Source organism: Pseudomonas nunensis, from assembly GCF_024296925.1.
In the GTDB taxonomy this organism is placed as follows: Bacteria; Pseudomonadota; Gammaproteobacteria; order Pseudomonadales; family Pseudomonadaceae; genus Aquipseudomonas; species Aquipseudomonas nunensis.
Window position 1 is genome coordinate 3,604,603 of the sequence record NZ_CP101125.1, and the last position, 14,681, is coordinate 3,619,283.

A 14,681-nucleotide genomic window follows, 5' to 3' on the forward strand; every position below is an offset into this window, starting at 1 on the left:
GCTCCCTTTTTGAAGTCATTTTGCGGTGGCCGTTTTGAACTTGGTCCAGGTGCGCATCCGCGCGCGCATATCGGATTGGGGAATGTCCTTGCCGGTAATCAGCCGCGCATAGGTGGCCTCGTCGAGGTAAATATCCGGGTTGTTGCGCATCGCGGCATCGACGCTCGGGCGTGCCTTGGCATTGGAAGTCGGGTAGCCGGTGAAGTTACTGATGGCAGCCATGTTCTCCGGGCGCATGACGAAGTTGATGAACGCATAGGCGTACTCAGGATGTTTGGCATCCACCGGAATCGCCATGGTGTCCATCCACACCGTGGTGCCTTCGCGAGGAATGCGGTACTGGAATGAAGTGGTCTTGCCGGCGCTGTCGGAGGTGCGTTGCGCCTGGGTCATGTCGCCGCTATAGCCGAGGGACAGGCACAGGTTGCCGTTCACCAGATCGGTAACCGGTTGCGACTGGAACTTGCGAATGTACGGGCGCAATTTCATCAGCAGCTCACTTGCTGCGGCCAGGTCTTGCGGCTTGGCGCTGCGCGGATCGCGACCAAGGTAATTGAGCACCACCGCCAGCACCTCGTCGGGCGAGTCGATCATCGAGATGCCGCAGTCGGCAAATTTGGCCGCCAGTTCCGGTTTGAACAGCATGTCGAGGCTGTTGACCGGCGCATCCGCCAGACGCTGTTTGATCTGCTCGGCGTTGTAGGTCAGGCCGATGGTGCCCCAGGTATAGGGCACGGTGGCTTTGCCCGAGTACTCGTAATGGGTGCGCAGTTTCTGCAAGCCGGGTTCGATGTCGCCCACAGCGGTGAGTTTGGATTGATCCAGCGGCAGCAAACTGCCGGCACGCATCAGGCGCTCGGACACCGTATCTCCGGGGAAGATCAGGTCATAACCGCTGCCGCCGGCGAGCATTTTCGCTTCCAGGGTTTCGCTGCCATCCATGACGTCGTAGATCACCTTGATCCCGGTTTCGGCGGTGAATTTGCTCAGGGTGTCTTCAGCAAAATAATCGGCCCAGTTGTACAGCCGCAGGGTTTTCTCTTCGGCATGCAGCGACGGCGTAGCACACGCCAGCGTCAGGGCTGCGAGCAACAGTTGGTTGGCAATGCGCATGATCAAACCCCTTGAGTGGCCCAGCGAGAATGGAGATGACGACCGTCCTGGCTCAACAGCGCGCCGTACATGTCCGGGCGGCGGTCGCGGTAGATGCCCCAACTCAGGCGCTCTTCGCGCATCAGCGACAAGTCCAGGCTGTGCACCAGCACGCCGGTGCCGTCGCGGTCGGCCTCGGCGAGCAACTTGCCCTTGTGATTGCAGATAAATGACGAGCCATAGAAGCTCATCTGCAAGGTCGGATCGGTAGTCGCCGTTTCGCGGCCAACGCGATTCGACGCCACCACCGGCAGCAGATTGGCCGCCGCATGCCCGCGCATGGTCATCTGCCAGTGATCGCGGGAATCCAGCGCAGCGCAGCCCGGTTCGGAGCCGATGGCCGTGGGAAACAGCAAAACCTCGGCGCCCATCAATGCCAGGCAGCGTGCGGTTTCGGGGAACCACTGATCCCAGCAGATGCCCACGCCGATGCGGCCGAACGCGGTGTCCCAGACGCGGAAACCGGTATCGCCGGGGCTGAAGTATTCCTTCTCCTGGTAACCGATGGCGTTGGGGATGTGGGTCTTGCGATACACCCCCAGCAAGCGCCCGTCGGCATCGGCCACGCACAGGGAATTGAAGTAGGCATTGCCGGCCTTCTCAAACCAACTCAGCGGCAGCACAACACCCAGTTCCTTGGCCAACGCGGCAAAGCGCTTGAGTACGTGGCTGTCCCGGTATTCTTCGGCCAGCGCCAGATGCTTGTGGCTTTGCTCGATGCAGAAATACGGCGTGGCAAACAGCTCCTGCAACAGGATGACCTGGGCGCCTTTGGCTGCCGCGTCACGCACCAATTGCTCGGCCTGATCGAGGTTGTGTTGCAGGTCCCAGGTGCACGGCATCTGGGTGGTCGCAATCGTCAACAGGGTCATGATCTCAACCCTCCATCGGCCAGGCTGGCTGCTGCTGGGTGATGCAATGCACCCCGCCGCCGCCATGGGCCAGATGATTGATCCGCACCGGCACCACTTCGCGGCCCGGGAACGCTTGGGCCAACACTTCGGCCGCCGCGTGGTCGGCGTCGATACCGTAGGCCGGCATGATGATCGCGCCGTTGGCGATGTAGAAGTTGGTGTAGGACGCACAGAACACTTCGGCTTCGGTGTCCACAGCATCGGTGGCTTCGTACAACTCGATCAGCTCGAATTTGCGCCCCTGGGCATCGGTGGCCAGTTCGAGTGCACGGCGGTTTTCGCGAGCGACTTCGGCGTACACCGACTGCTTGTCGTGGGTCGCGTCCACCAGCAACACACCGGGGCGAGCGAAGGCGCAGACGCCATCGACGTGGCCGTCAGTCATGTCGCCAGTCACGTAATCCGGATCGCCCGGCAGCCAGATGGTTTTCTTCACGCCCAGCAAGCGGGTGAAGATTTCCTCCATCTCGGCTTTGCTGGTGTCCGGGTTGCGATTGGCGTTGAGCAACACCGACTCGGTGGTGATCAGCGTGCCTTCGCCGTCGACATGAATCGCCCCGCCTTCGTTGCTCAACGGTGTGCCGAAGCACGGCACGCCGAGGTGATTGAGTGCACGGCGCGCCAGACCTTCATCCAGGTCGTGGGCCGACTTGCCGCCCCACGCATTGAAGCGCCAACTCACGCCGGCCAGTCCGTGTTGCGGATGGCAGACGAAGCTCGGGCCGGAGTCGCGGCACCAACTGTCATTCACCGGCAACGGAATCAATTCGATGTTGGGCCCGCACAGCGCTTTGGCACTGGCGATAGCCGAAGGATCGACGACCATTTTCACCGGTTCGAAACGGGCAATCGCATTGGCCACGCGAGCGAAATCCTCTTGCACCTCCGACAAGGTCACGCGCCAACCCGATTCCCAGAGTGCCTGGTTATGCGGCCAGACCATCCAGGTCGCAGCGTGCTTCACCCACTCTGCCGGCATCATCCAGCCATTGCCTTGATTATTTTCTTGCTGCATGACAAACACCTTTTAGTTAAGTCATTGTGTTCAATGAAAACTGCCTCGATGGGCTTGGCATGCATGCTACGGCTGTAAAATCGGGCGAACAAACGATGGATTTAGTGGAAAACTGATTAGAGGAACTTATCGATATGCTCAAGCACTGGCCCCCGCTCAGCACCCTTCGCGGCTTTGAAGCCGCCGCGCGACTGGGCAGTTTTCACAAGGCCGCCACCGAGCTGAACCTGACCCAATCGGCGATCAGTCAGCAGATTCGCAGCCTTGAGGCCTACCTCGAACAACCGCTGTTTTTCCGCAGTGGGCGCAGCGTCAGCCTGACCGATGCCGGCCAGGATTTGCTCAGCACCACCCAGGCACTGCTGCAACAATTGGCCGTCGGTATTCGCCGCCTCGGGCAGTACCAGAAACCCAATCAACTGGTGCTCAACACCACGCCGGCGTTCACCCGTCACTGGTTGCTGCCGCGCCTGGGGGATTTTCGTCGCCAGCATCCAGAGGTCGATCTGTGGATCTACAGCACCGACGAAGTCCCGGACATGACCACCCAGACCATCGACATCGCGGTGCGTGACGACATCAGTTCCCAGGCCGAGTGCAGCTTCAAAGTGCTGCACACCGATCGCCTCTACCCGGCCTGCCATCCGAGCGTGTTGGCGTTGCCGCAGGAGCAGCGCACCACCCTGCACGGCGAGCGGGAAATGGATTGGAGTCACTGGGCGGTGGAGGCTGGCGTCGATGTCGGCCAGCAGGATCAGGGGCTGAATTTTTCTGATCCCGGCCTGTTGCTTGATGCGGCGTGTACGGGACTGGGTATCGCGCTGGTCAGCCAACTGTTGAGTTGTCAGGCCCGTGCCAATGGCTTGTTGCAACCCTTGGTGGAGCAAACCATTCGCGGCCCGAATTGGGCGCTGCTGACCCATCGCGACAGTGAAAGCAATGCGCGGAGTTTCACTGAGTGGCTGCTGAGTCAGTTGGAGGCGGCATAACGATTCAATTCATGCGGAATCCGGCAACAGTGTTTGTCCTGTGCCCCGCTGTTTGGGGCAAACCCAAACACCTAGCATCGTCTCTACCCGGTGAGCAAACAGCTCCCCGAGGTAAACAACCAATCCTTGGACGAGACGGTGAACATCATGAAACTTTCAAGTGCTGCAATTTTTCTGGCCCTTATCGGTATCGGCGCACCTGCCTTTGCAGACGACGCGACCAGCACCACACCGGTAGAGAGTTATAGCTACGGCATGAAACTGGATATTCAAAAAGTCATTTCGATTTCAGATACCGCCGATACATGTGGCCCGGTGCCGACCCAGATGACTTATGAAGACTCGAAAGGTCAACGGCACATCCTGCAGTATTCCGTGATGGGCACTGGCTGTTCGAACGGTTGAGCCCGGTGCAGAAGATGGAGGGTCGACACTCCATACCTGCGGCGCTAGCGACAATTACTTGTTTGATGACCCGACGACTTTTGCATCTGCGGCCAACATGCCCGGAATGTAGTCTTTAAGAAACTCCACCCATGTCCTTATCTTCGCGTCCACGAACTTGCGCGACGGGTAGATCGCAAACAGATTCAACTCTTCCAGATGGTAGTCCGGCAGCACGCGCACCAACTTGCCGCCCCGCAAGCCATCGACCGCCGAGGCAATCGGCTGAATCCCGATTCCCATCCCGCTGAGTATGGCAACCGTCATAGCGTCCGCCGTGTTGACGTGAATGGGCGACTCGGGAATAGTCACCGTTACCCCGCCGTCCGGCCCCTCGAATGCCCAGTTTTCAACCGGCATTACCGTGTTCACAATCCGCAAGCAATCATGTGAGACCAACGCATCCGGCAACTCGGGGGTTCCGCGCTTCTTCAGGTACGCGGGCGACGCGCACAGAATGCTGAACGTGATGCCGAGCCGCTGGGCGACGAAACCTGAGTCGGGCAGATCCCGAGCCAGGACAATCGACATGTCATAGCCCTCCTCCAGCAAATCCGGCAGCCGATTGGTCAGGGTCAGATCGAACATGACCGAGGGATGCGTCTCCCGGTATTTGGCGATGGCGTCGATCACGTAATGATTGCCGATGGCGGCCATCGCATGAATCTTCAGCCGGCCCACTGGCATAACCTGGGCGGTGCCCGCCTCTTCGTCGGCCTCGCGCACCTCGTCCACAATTTTCTCGCAGCGTTGTAGATAACGATGGCCAGCTTCGGTCAGGGCCAGGCGTCGGGTGGTGCGGTTGATCAGGCGTGTTTGCAGCCGAGCTTCCAGACTGGACACCGCTTTGGACACGTTGGTCGTGGTGGTGTCCAGCAGGTCGGCCGCCGCCGTGAAGCTGCCGCTTTGCGCGACGGCGATGAAAACCCGCATGGTTTGGAAAACGTCCATCGATTCGCCTCAACGGTATGGCCAAAATAAGAGTGATTTATTGTGGGAGCGGGCTTGCTCGCGAAGTCGGTGTGTCAGGCAACATCTTTGTTGACTGGTACGCCGCCTTCGCGAGCAAGCCCGCTCCCACAGGTTTTTCGCCAGGCAGACCGGGTTTACTCGGGTTTCTTACGCGGAATAAACCCAGGCACTCCAGTCTCCACCACTGAGTTGAAGCGCACCCGGGTGGTAATGTCTTCCTTGATCTCACGCATGGCCCTTTGCGGCAAGGTCTCGATATTGATGTTTTCCTGGATATGGCTCGGTGTCGCCGACGTGGTCAGGAACGCCACGCCACGCCACGCTGCACTGCCCAGGCCAACGCCACTTGCGCCGGGGTCTTTTGCAGGCGCTTGGCGATGCCGGTGATCACCGTATCCTCCAGGACGTTCGGCTCCATGCCGTGGCCCAGTGGCGCAAACGCCAGGACGATGATGCCGTGTTGCTGACAAAACTCCAGCAGTTCCCATTCCGGCAGATACGGATGGGATTCCACCTGCACCACCGCAGGCTTGATCCGTGCCACCGCCACGATCTCTTTCAAAGCCTCCAGCGTAATATCCGACAAGCCGATGGACCTGCACCGCCCTTCATCCACCAGGCGCTCAAGCGCGCGCCAGGTCTCAAGCAACGTCACGCCCGAATCGTAGATCACATGCCCGAACGCATCCCGCGGATCCTGGTTATCACCCGGCTGAAAGGCAAACGGCGTATGGATCAGGTAGCAATCAATGTAGTCAACTTGCAGGCGCCGGCAACTGGCCTCGAATGCAGGTTCGACCCGCTCGGGACGGTGGTTGGTGTTCCACAGTTTCGTGGTGATGAACAAATCCTCGCGTCGGATCGTGCCCGCCTCCAGCGCGTCCTTTATTGCAACGCCGACCTGGTCTTCATTGCGATACCGTTCCGCACAATCGAAATGGCGAAACCCGGCGTCCAGCGCATGCTTGACCGCTTGCGTGGTGACGCTCAGATCGCGAAACAGCGTGCCAAACCCTACGGCCGGCATTTCAACCGACCCGTGATTAAGCGCGAACCGGGTATCGCGAAGTCCATCGTGAAACGCTTCGTATGACATGTCGTTACTCCACAACTTGGGGCCGCAGCCGTTATTGATACGTATGTTTCGGTGCTTCGCGAGACGCGACTTTCTGCTCGAACACGCCGACGGAGTTGCCGCCGAGTGCCACGTACAACCGCACCGTGTCGAGGTACTGCGCCGTCTTCACGCGGATTTGCCCCAACAGCGCCTGCTCATAGGCACGCTCTGCTTCCAGCACTTGCAGGATGCTGTTCTCGCCTTGGGCGTAGGCTTGCTGGTTCAAGCGAAAACTCGTGTCGGCGGCGCGCAACGCGTCTTCCTGGGCGAGGTTTTGCTCGGCGTCATGGTTGATCGCTTGCAGGGTGTCCGCGACCTGGCCGAACGACTGGATAACAGTTTGCTGGTAACCGGCGAGAGACGCCTGGTAACCATCGACGGCAGCCTGACGTTCAGCCTTGAGCGTTCCGCCATTGAAAATCGGCGCCGTCAGCCCTGCAGCAAAACCCCACAGCGCCGCGCCGCCATTGCCGGACGCCGCTTGCGCCAGTGAGGCCGAAAGCTCGACATGCGGATAGAGGTTGGCGGTGGCGACACCTACCGCCGCGCTGGCCATGTGCAGTTCGGCCTCGGCCTGCAGGACATCCGGCCGGTTGCGGGCCATCTCCGAAGGCAAACTGACCGGCACGTTGGACGGCAAGGCAAATTCGGCCAGTTCGAACTCAGGCGCGATCCAGTCAGCCGGGCCTTTGCCCGTCAGGATCGACAACGCATGACGAGCCGAATCGCGCTGCTGTGCGAGGGGCGGCAACAGCGTGCGATCCTGGGCCAGACGGGTCTCGGCCAGTGACACGTCAATCTGGGTGGTGGCGCCATTGGCATGCGCCGCGCGGACCAGTTCGAGGTTTTTGGCGTCATTGGCCAGCAACTTTTCGACAGCCTTCATCTGCGCGTTGGCGGACGCCAGCAACAACGCCTGACTGGTGACATCACCGGTCAAGGTCAGGTACGCCGCTTCGTAGCGATGCTTTTGCAACTGGGTAAACGCTTGCTGTTGTTCGACCAGACGCTTGTTGCCGCCGAATGCATCCAGATCAAAGCCAACTCGCGGCCCGATTGCGTAGAAGTTCGAAACGCTTGGCTCAGGGCCGTTATGGGTGCGTTGACGACCCGCCTGAGCGCCGAAATCGACCTGCGGATAAAGCGCCCCTTCCGCCGCCGCGACCGAGGACGCTGCTTGCCGAATCGTTGCATCCGCCGCTACGAGATCAAGGTTGCCATCGATGGCGCGGCGCACCAGCGTGTCGAGCTTTGGCGACCGAAAAGCAGTCCACCAATCACCGTTGATGTTCTTGCCGTAGCTGATGTTTTGAGCGAGTTGCTGTTCAGCCTGTTGGTCATAGTGTTGCGACTCGCCGGCCTCAGGGGTTTTAAAGTCCGGGCCGACGGTGCAGGCGGACAGGAACACCATGAACGACATCGCACCGACCACTCTCGGGAGTTGATGTCTGTTGATGAAAAGCGCAGGGGATTTCATTGGGCACACTCCACGACAAATTAGTTGGTCGGAACGGGTTTACGAAGAAAGACAACCAGTGGGCTCACCACCAGCATCGCCACCATCAAAATCTTGAATTGGTCGACCACCGCGATAAAAGCCGCCTGCCCGGTGATCATTTCGTTGAGTCCCGCCAGCGCTTGCAGGGACGGCATCTCGGCGCGATACGGCGTTATGTTGCTGACCAGCGCCAGGTGCATCGCGTGGGTGTTGTTGAAGAAAAACAGCTGCACAATCGCCACGCCCAAGGTGCTGCCGTAGACCCGTGACAGATTGAATAGCCCCGTGCCTTCCGGGCGCAGCGCCGGGTCGAGGGTGCTGAACGCAACCTTGGTCAGCGCCGGCATCAAGATGCCGATACCGATCCCCTGAACAGCGCCCGCAACCGCCACTGGCGTCCAGTCCATCAACGGCGAATAGCCGAGCATCATCCAGTTGGCATAAATCACCAGGGCCACCCCCGCTGCGACAAACAACCGACGGTCAAAACGCTCGGGAACCTGGCCCATCAGCAGGAACGCGCCAACCAGTCCGATGCCGCGCGGGATCGTCAGCGAACCGGTGGTGTCAGGCGGGTAGCCGAGAATCTCGTCGAGCATTGGCGAGGTCAGGGCCATGGTCGACAACAGCACGAAACCGACGGCGAAAAAGATCACGGTCGACAACACGAAGTTGCGGTCGTCGAACAAACGCTTGTTGAGGAAATGCACCTTGGCGGTGAACACATGCACAAGGAACAAGTAGAAGCCCAGCGCAGCTCCCAGCGCCTCCAGCCAGATTTCGGTCGAGGCGAACCAGTCCAGGCGCTCACCGCGATCGAGCAACAACTGTAGGCTGATCAACCCCAGCGTGAAGGTGCCGAAGCCGAAAAAGTCGAACGTCGGGCGCTTCTCGGCCTTCTTCTCGATGAGCAACAACGCCATCGCCAGGAAGACAAACGCCGACACCGGCAGGCTGATGTAGAAGATCGGGCGCCAGCCGAAATGCTCGCCGATCCAGCCGCCGATGCTCGGGCCGCTGACGATGCCAATGAGCACGATGGCCGTCCACGTCGCGCCAAATTTGGCGCGCTTGGGCAGTGGCAACGTCTCCATGGCAATCGCCATCGACAGCGGCGCCAGCACACCACTCGCCAGTCCTTGAACAATCCGTGCGCCGATGAATTCCAGCGAAGTTGTCGCCTGCGTCACCAGCAGCAGGCCAAGGACGAAACACGCCAGCGCGATCTGGTAAACCCGTTTCAAGCCGTAACGCCCGGCGAGCCACTGCGCAATCGGCAACGTGATCGCGCTCGCCGCGAGGTACGAAGTGAAGATCCAGCCTGCCTGATCATCGGTCATCGACAGGCTGCCCTGAATCAAGCGCAGTACAGCATTGGGTAATGGCAGGTTCGCCGACTGCATGTAGGTTGCGAGCAGTGCGGCGAACCTTAATGCCCCCGCACCTTTAGGCCCGGCAAGATGGGTGTTCATCAGAAGGCTCCTGCGGTCAGCAGCGTTTTGAACGGACGCCACCATGGCGAGCGGAAACCGGTATCGACCTTGACCGTGGCGCTGGTGCCGGAGAACAACGGCAGCGCCGGATTGGCCTCATCGAGCTCAAGACGAACCGGCACCCGCTGGACCACCTTGACCCAGTTGCCAGTGGCATTTTCCGGCGGCAACAGGGCGAAATCCGCGCCGGCACCCGGGCTCATGCTGGTGACGTGAGCCTTGAAAACGTGATCAGGGTAGGTGTCGATGCTGATAGTGGCTTCCTGGCCGGGGCGCATATGAGTGACGTCGGTCTCACGGAAGTTGGCTTCGATCCAGACCTCACGATCAGACAGCAGCGCAAAGGCTGGCGCGCCGTTGTTGACGTAGTTGCCCACCTGCAAATCATCGACCTTGGCGACGATGCCATCGTCCGGCGCATACACCGTCGCGTACGACAGGTAGAGCTGCGCTTCGTCGAGCTGGGCCTTGGCCTCATGCACCGTCGGGTGGTTGTCGGCGTCGATGTCGGGGTCGCCGTTCAAGGCAACCACGGTGCTGGCGATCTGTTGTTCGATCGACGCGATCCGCTGACGGGAAACCTTGAGGTCGGTGTCTGCGCGCTCATAAATAGCCCGGGAGACGAACTCGGTCGCCACCAGCGCTTTCTTGCGGGCAAATTCCTTTTGATCGAAACCGGCCGATTCTTTGGCCGATTGCAGTTCGGCCTGTTGCTGGCGGTAACTGGCCTTGAGGCCATCGATGCGCAGCCGGGCGACGCTCAATTGTGCTTGCGCTCGATCAACCGCGATCTGCAACGGTTTCGGGTCGATGCGAAACAGCACCTGGCCCTTGTGAACCGGCTGGTTGTCCTCGACTGCGATCTCGACGACTTGCCCGGAAATCCGCGCATTGATCGAAGCTTTGGCCACCCGGGCGTAGGCATTATCAGTGGTGATGAAGGGTTCGCCGGCCACGTAGTGCGCATACCCGACGGCTGCGAAAAGTACCGGAAAACCAATCATCAGAAACGGCCGCAGTTTCTCTCTGAGCGGCTTCTTGATGGGCAGGTCCGGGCCTGGATGCTCGATGGCCTGTGTTGCTGAGATGTCGAACTGTTTAGTCATGATCGAATGCACCTATAACCGGGGAATTGGGGATAGCACCCATAAAAAACAGCCATTCCGTGTGCGGTCTGGAGGATCGCTCCACCGCACTTGTTTCGTCGCCGCAACACCCAGTTCGAGCTCCGCTACAACAAACCTGAAGCCAAGGAATTTTTGGTTCCTTATTTTTGTGCGATGATGTAAGAATATAGACGTACCCACCTTCCATCAAGAGTTTTATACGACATGGCACAAAAAAAGATCAGCGAAGGAAAAGGACGTGGTCGCCCTCGCGCGTATGACCCGCAAACAGCCTTGCAGCAAGCGCTTGGTGTGTTCTGGAACACCGGCTATTCCGGCGCGTCGCTGGACAGCATCGCCACCGCCGCCGGGATGAATCGCCCCAGCCTGTATGCGGCGTTCGGTGACAAGCACGCGCTGTACATCAAGGCGCTTGAGCAATATTGGGAGTTCGCCGCAGCGGCCATGCACGAGGCGCTGACGGACAGCACGCTGACCTTGAGCGAGGCGCTGATGCGTTTTTACGAGGGGCAGTTGTCGATCTACTTCTCGGGTGAAGGCCAACCGCGTGGCTGCTTTGCGATTGGTACGGCGACCACTGAAGCGGTGGAGGATCAAGAGATTCGCGACGTGCTTTCCGATCGACTGAGTCGGCTGGATGCCGATCTCGAAGTGCGTCTGCAAACCGCCGTCAGCGCGGGCGAACTGAAAGAAGGCGCAGACCCGGCCGCCCTCGCCGTTCTCGCCTCTTCCTTGCTGCACAGCATTTCGATTCGTGCACGAGCAGGCAAATCCCGGGATGAACTGACGGAACTGGCGCGCAACGCGGTCAGCGTCATTTGCGGATGAGAGGCTTTTAAGGTGGGACTCGAAGACATTCTGGCCGAGCAGTTGGCGGTGGTGTTCTGCGGGATCAACCCGGGAATGCTGGCTGCAGCGCAGGGACATCATTTTGCCGGCCGGGGCAATCGCTTCTGGCGCACGCTGCATCTCGCGGGCTTCACGCCGCAGGAAGTGCGTCCGGAACACGATCGGACGATCTTGCAACACCAGTGTGGATTAACCGCCGTGGTTGACCGGCCCACGGCGCGGGCGGATCAGCTGTCGCAACATGAATTCGCCGCAGCGGCCGCGGCCTTCGAACAAAAGATCACTCGTTATGCGCCGCGTTTCGTCGCGTTTCTCGGCAAAGCGGCGTACTGCGCGTTATCCGGCCAGCGAACAATTGCGTGGGGACTTCAGCCAAGGACATTTGCAGGTGCAGCGGTGTGGATCCTGCCGAATCCGAGCGGACGAAACCTGGCATTCACGCAAGATCAACTGGTGCACGCGTACCGCCAGCTCTATTTAGCCGCGATAAACGGAGCCTGACTCCGGTAGCATTACCCAACGGATCAATTCCCCCTCAAGGAGCTTCAATGCTGTTCACCCAACGCTCGACCCACACCCCGTTTCTGCTGTGCGTGGCGATCTTCGGCACGTTCTTGCTGGTCCAGCTCAATGTGTTCAACATCATTGTCTGGAGCTACAACTTCTGCCACTTCCTGTATGGCTTCTGCGCGGCAATGTCGTTGGGCTACGTGACCGTCCCGACGCGGTTTTTCAAGCGCTCGTTGCGGGAAAACCTTCACGTGCTGAAGGATGGAATCCCGTGGAGTCCATGGGGTGGCTTGATCATTGTGCTGTTCCTCTCGGCGTACAACGAGATGTATGTGGACCCGCGAGAAAACGGCATTCCGTTCGCCTCTGCCTACGCCAATTTTGTCGCCGACATGCTGGGCCTTGGCCTATGCCTTTTTCTCAGCCACTTCACCTTCCGCGACCGCCAGGGCAAGACCCGGACGGATTACGAAACAGCGCCAGCGATGAGTGCTGCCAGCGATCAATGCTGACTCATCAACCCATGCATCACACCAAAGCGTAACCCCGGTTCGGAGGGTGTCATGTGCGAGATGCCAAACACCTTGAACGCCGCCAGCATCACCACCAGGCCGCCGGGCAAAATGCTCAGCCGATGAGTCTGCAACCCGGCCAGTTTGAGTTGTTTGACGTGCCCGACTTCGAGCAGGCGCAATGACAGGCGCAACAGTCCGCCGTAAGTGATGCCGCTCTGGCCATCGTCGTTCAGGCCGTTGGCCTTGAGCACCTTGGCCAGCATCCGTGCGGTGCCTGACGAGCCGATGGTCTCCTGCCAGCCCAGCGCGCGATAACGTCGGGCGACTTTTTCAAACTGCAACGAGGCCACGCGCTCGGCCTCCAGCAGCGCCTGGGCGGTGATGCGACCGCCATGAAAGTAACGTGAGCCGAAGGTGCCGCTGCCGATGGCAATGCTTTCGGTCATCAGTGGCTGAGTCCCGCGCCCCAGGATCAACTCGGTCGAGCCGCCGCCAATGTCCACCACCAAACGCTGACTCTCTGCACCCGGCAGCGTGTGGGCAACCCCGGCGTACACCAGGTGCGCCTCTTCCTGGCCGGAGATGACGTCAATCCGAAACCCTAAATGTCGCTCGGCATTGGCCAGGAACAGTTGCGCATTTTCCGCCTCGCGCACCGCGCTGGTGGCCACTGCCCGCACTCGGCACGACTCAAAGCCGCGCAACTTCTTACCAAATCGCGCGAGCGCCTGCCAGCCCCGGTCCAGCGCCAACTCATCCAGCGCCCCACCCTGTAACCCTTCGGCCAGACGCACCGGCTCGCGCAGGGTTTTCACTTCCTGGATGACGAACTGCTGATTCCGCCGGACCGACTGGCCAATCATCATGCGAAAGGCATTGGACCCCAGGTCAATGGCCGCAAACAGAGAGGCGTCTCCTTTCATGGTAGGGATTCCTGGCAGATTCATTCGCCCGCAATCGGGGCCTTCAAGACGGTTTGCGAAGATCTTGCCATGGCTTAGGTGACACGAAGATGACACCGCCCTATCGCATGTCCTACAGCCTTTTCGTCACTACTTCGTCATATCTCCCGGAATACCATCGTCAACGCCACCTTCCACGGGAGCCTCCCACCATGCTTGTAAATGACCACACCCTGATGCAGCGGATCCATCGCGAGCTGCTCGACCATAACGACGAAGAGTTGGAGCTGGAACTGCTGGAGGACGGCCACGATCTCGATGCGATGTTCGACGGGCACGTCAACGACGGCAGCGAGAAGGAAGAGAGACGGCGTTATTTCAGCGAACTGTTCCGCCTGCAAGGCGAACTGGTGAAGCTGCAAAGCTGGGTGGTCAAGACCGGCGCCAAAGTGGTGATTCTGTTTGAAGGACGCGATGCCGCCGGCAAGGGTGGCGTGATCAAGCGCATTACCCAGCGGCTCAACCCTCGGGTTTGCCGGGTCGCCGCCCTGCCCGCGCCGAATGATCGCGAACGCACCCAATGGTATTTCCAGCGCTACGTTTCGCACCTGCCGGCGGCGGGTGAAATCGTGCTGTTCGACCGCAGTTGGTACAACCGCGCCGGGGTCGAACAAGTCATGGGCTTTTGCAACGCCGATCAGTACGAAGAGTTCTTCCGTACCGTGCCGGAATTTGAACGGATGCTCGCCCGTTCAGGCATTCAGTTGATCAAATACTGGTTCTCGATTTCCGACCAGGAACAGCACCTGCGCTTTCTCAGTCGCATCCATGACCCGCTCAAGCAATGGAAACTCAGCCCCATGGACCTGGAATCCCGTCGGCGCTGGGAAGCCTATACCAAGGCCAAGGAAATCATGCTCGAACGCACCCACATCGCCGAGGCGCCATGGTGGGTGGTGCAAGCCGACGACAAGAAAAAGGCCCGCCTCAACTGCATCAACCACCTGCTCGGGCAAATGCCCTACGAAGAGGTGGAACATCCGACCATCGAACTGCCCCAGCGCGAGCGACAAGAGGATTATTCCCGCAGCCCGACGCCGCCGGAACTCATCGTGCCGCAAGTCTACTGATCGTCATCATTCTGTAACCTGACGCCGTCAATACTCAGGCCATACAACGCGTGC

At 59.7% G+C, this 14,681-nt stretch carries 14 protein-coding genes and 1 pseudogene; 6 read left to right on the forward strand and 9 right to left on the reverse strand.

Annotated elements, in window-relative coordinates:
• Positions 1 to 15: 15 nt before the first annotated feature.
• The 3 genes from NK667_RS15455 to NK667_RS15465 are packed head-to-tail and all read right to left on the reverse strand — an operon-like array spanning position 16 to position 3,081.
• Positions 16 to 1,113 carry an extracellular solute-binding protein gene (locus NK667_RS15455; RefSeq protein ID WP_054615340.1) on the reverse strand — a complete coding sequence of 366 codons (1,098 nt, stop codon included), beginning with the start codon at positions 1,111 to 1,113 and terminating at the stop codon, positions 16 to 18.
• Positions 1,114 to 1,115: 2 nt separating this feature from the next.
• Complete coding sequence (gene aguB / locus NK667_RS15460) at positions 1,116 to 2,024, reverse strand: N-carbamoylputrescine amidase (RefSeq protein ID WP_054615341.1); 909 nt, start codon at positions 2,022 to 2,024, stop codon at positions 1,116 to 1,118.
• Positions 2,025 to 2,028: 4 nt separating this feature from the next.
• On the reverse strand, positions 2,029 to 3,081 hold the full coding sequence (locus NK667_RS15465; protein WP_054615342.1) for an agmatine deiminase family protein: 1,053 nt from the start codon (positions 3,079 to 3,081) through the stop codon (positions 2,029 to 2,031).
• Between the two features lie 134 nt (positions 3,082 to 3,215).
• Between NK667_RS15465 and NK667_RS15470 the strand changes: the two genes are divergently transcribed.
• Together NK667_RS15470 and NK667_RS15475 are read left to right on the forward strand one after the other, a co-directional pair.
• A complete protein-coding gene (locus NK667_RS15470; protein WP_054615343.1) occupies positions 3,216 to 4,070 on the forward strand; it encodes a LysR family transcriptional regulator in 855 nt (284 codons plus the stop codon).
• A gap of 147 nt (positions 4,071 to 4,217) precedes the next feature.
• Positions 4,218 to 4,475 (forward strand): DUF2790 domain-containing protein, encoded by a 258-nt coding sequence (locus NK667_RS15475; protein ID WP_054615344.1) that lies wholly within the window; start codon positions 4,218 to 4,220, stop codon positions 4,473 to 4,475.
• Positions 4,476 to 4,529: 54 nt separating this feature from the next.
• On the opposite strand, the gene NK667_RS15480 is transcribed toward NK667_RS15475, so the two are convergent.
• The 5 genes and pseudogenes from NK667_RS15480 to NK667_RS15505 all read right to left on the reverse strand — a co-directional run bounded on the left by NK667_RS15480 (position 4,530) and on the right by NK667_RS15505 (position 10,700).
• Positions 4,530 to 5,465, reverse strand: a complete 936-nt coding sequence (locus tag NK667_RS15480; protein WP_054615345.1) for a LysR family transcriptional regulator — start codon at positions 5,463 to 5,465, stop codon at positions 4,530 to 4,532.
• A 155-nt stretch (positions 5,466 to 5,620) separates the two neighbouring features.
• Positions 5,621 to 6,582: pseudogene (locus tag NK667_RS15490) on the reverse strand (aldo/keto reductase).
• A gap of 31 nt (positions 6,583 to 6,613) precedes the next feature.
• Entirely contained in the window at positions 6,614 to 8,080 is a 1,467-nt protein-coding gene (locus NK667_RS15495; protein ID WP_054615346.1) for an efflux transporter outer membrane subunit, read from the reverse strand.
• A gap of 20 nt (positions 8,081 to 8,100) precedes the next feature.
• Positions 8,101 to 9,573, reverse strand: coding sequence for a DHA2 family efflux MFS transporter permease subunit (locus tag NK667_RS15500; protein WP_054615347.1), 1,473 nt, complete (start codon positions 9,571 to 9,573; stop codon positions 8,101 to 8,103).
• Positions 9,573 to 10,700: an HlyD family secretion protein gene (locus NK667_RS15505; protein WP_054615348.1), complete on the reverse strand. Its 1,128-nt coding sequence runs from the start codon at positions 10,698 to 10,700 to the stop codon at positions 9,573 to 9,575. The genes NK667_RS15500 and NK667_RS15505 overlap by 1 nt, the downstream gene beginning before the upstream one ends.
• Before the next feature lie 225 nt (positions 10,701 to 10,925).
• Here NK667_RS15505 and NK667_RS15510 point away from each other — a divergent pair, with 225 nt between their 5' ends.
• The 3 genes from NK667_RS15510 to NK667_RS15520 are packed head-to-tail and all read left to right on the forward strand — an operon-like array spanning position 10,926 to position 12,592.
• Positions 10,926 to 11,549 carry a TetR/AcrR family transcriptional regulator gene (locus NK667_RS15510; protein WP_054048839.1) on the forward strand — a complete coding sequence of 208 codons (624 nt, stop codon included), beginning with the start codon at positions 10,926 to 10,928 and terminating at the stop codon, positions 11,547 to 11,549.
• A 12-nt stretch (positions 11,550 to 11,561) separates the two neighbouring features.
• Positions 11,562 to 12,071, forward strand: coding sequence for a G/U mismatch-specific DNA glycosylase (gene mug, locus NK667_RS15515; protein ID WP_054615349.1), 510 nt, complete (start codon positions 11,562 to 11,564; stop codon positions 12,069 to 12,071).
• 47 nt (positions 12,072 to 12,118) lie between these two features.
• Positions 12,119 to 12,592: a hypothetical protein gene (locus NK667_RS15520; protein WP_054615350.1), complete on the forward strand. Its 474-nt coding sequence runs from the start codon at positions 12,119 to 12,121 to the stop codon at positions 12,590 to 12,592.
• Here the strand turns inward: NK667_RS15520 and NK667_RS15525 are convergent.
• Positions 12,583 to 13,518 (reverse strand): Ppx/GppA family phosphatase, encoded by a 936-nt coding sequence (locus NK667_RS15525; RefSeq protein WP_054615351.1) that lies wholly within the window; start codon positions 13,516 to 13,518, stop codon positions 12,583 to 12,585. The two genes, NK667_RS15520 and NK667_RS15525, sit on opposite strands and share 10 nt — an antisense overlap.
• A gap of 215 nt (positions 13,519 to 13,733) precedes the next feature.
• On the opposite strand from NK667_RS15525, the gene ppk2 reads away from it, so the two are divergent.
• Positions 13,734 to 14,627, forward strand: coding sequence for a polyphosphate kinase 2 (ppk2, locus tag NK667_RS15530; protein ID WP_177331458.1), 894 nt, complete (start codon positions 13,734 to 13,736; stop codon positions 14,625 to 14,627).
• The last annotated feature ends 54 nt before the right edge of the window (positions 14,628 to 14,681 follow it).

What these genes read in the sequence shown, in the direction of transcription:
- NK667_RS15455 (WP_054615340.1), bottom strand. Translation starts at nt 1,113, where the DNA reads ATGCGCATTGCCAACCAACTGTTGCTCGCAGCCCTGACGCTGGCGTGT.
- NK667_RS15525 (WP_054615351.1), bottom strand. Translation starts at nt 13,518, where the DNA reads ATGAAAGGAGACGCCTCTCTGTTTGCGGCCATTGACCTGGGGTCCAAT.
- NK667_RS15470 (WP_054615343.1), top strand. Translation starts at nt 3,216, where the DNA reads ATGCTCAAGCACTGGCCCCCGCTCAGCACCCTTCGCGGCTTTGAAGCC.
- NK667_RS15475 (WP_054615344.1), top strand. Translation starts at nt 4,218, where the DNA reads ATGAAACTTTCAAGTGCTGCAATTTTTCTGGCCCTTATCGGTATCGGC.
- ppk2 (WP_177331458.1), top strand. Translation starts at nt 13,734, where the DNA reads ATGCAGCGGATCCATCGCGAGCTGCTCGACCATAACGACGAAGAGTTG.
- NK667_RS15510 (WP_054048839.1), top strand. Translation starts at nt 10,926, where the DNA reads ATGGCACAAAAAAAGATCAGCGAAGGAAAAGGACGTGGTCGCCCTCGC.
- aguB (WP_054615341.1), bottom strand. Translation starts at nt 2,024, where the DNA reads ATGACCCTGTTGACGATTGCGACCACCCAGATGCCGTGCACCTGGGAC.
- NK667_RS15495 (WP_054615346.1), bottom strand. Translation starts at nt 8,080, where the DNA reads ATGAAATCCCCTGCGCTTTTCATCAACAGACATCAACTCCCGAGAGTG.
- NK667_RS15480 (WP_054615345.1), bottom strand. Translation starts at nt 5,465, where the DNA reads ATGGACGTTTTCCAAACCATGCGGGTTTTCATCGCCGTCGCGCAAAGC.
- NK667_RS15505 (WP_054615348.1), bottom strand. Translation starts at nt 10,700, where the DNA reads ATGACTAAACAGTTCGACATCTCAGCAACACAGGCCATCGAGCATCCA.
- NK667_RS15465 (WP_054615342.1), bottom strand. Translation starts at nt 3,081, where the DNA reads ATGCAGCAAGAAAATAATCAAGGCAATGGCTGGATGATGCCGGCAGAG.
- NK667_RS15520 (WP_054615350.1), top strand. Translation starts at nt 12,119, where the DNA reads ATGCTGTTCACCCAACGCTCGACCCACACCCCGTTTCTGCTGTGCGTG.
- NK667_RS15500 (WP_054615347.1), bottom strand. Translation starts at nt 9,573, where the DNA reads ATGAACACCCATCTTGCCGGGCCTAAAGGTGCGGGGGCATTAAGGTTC.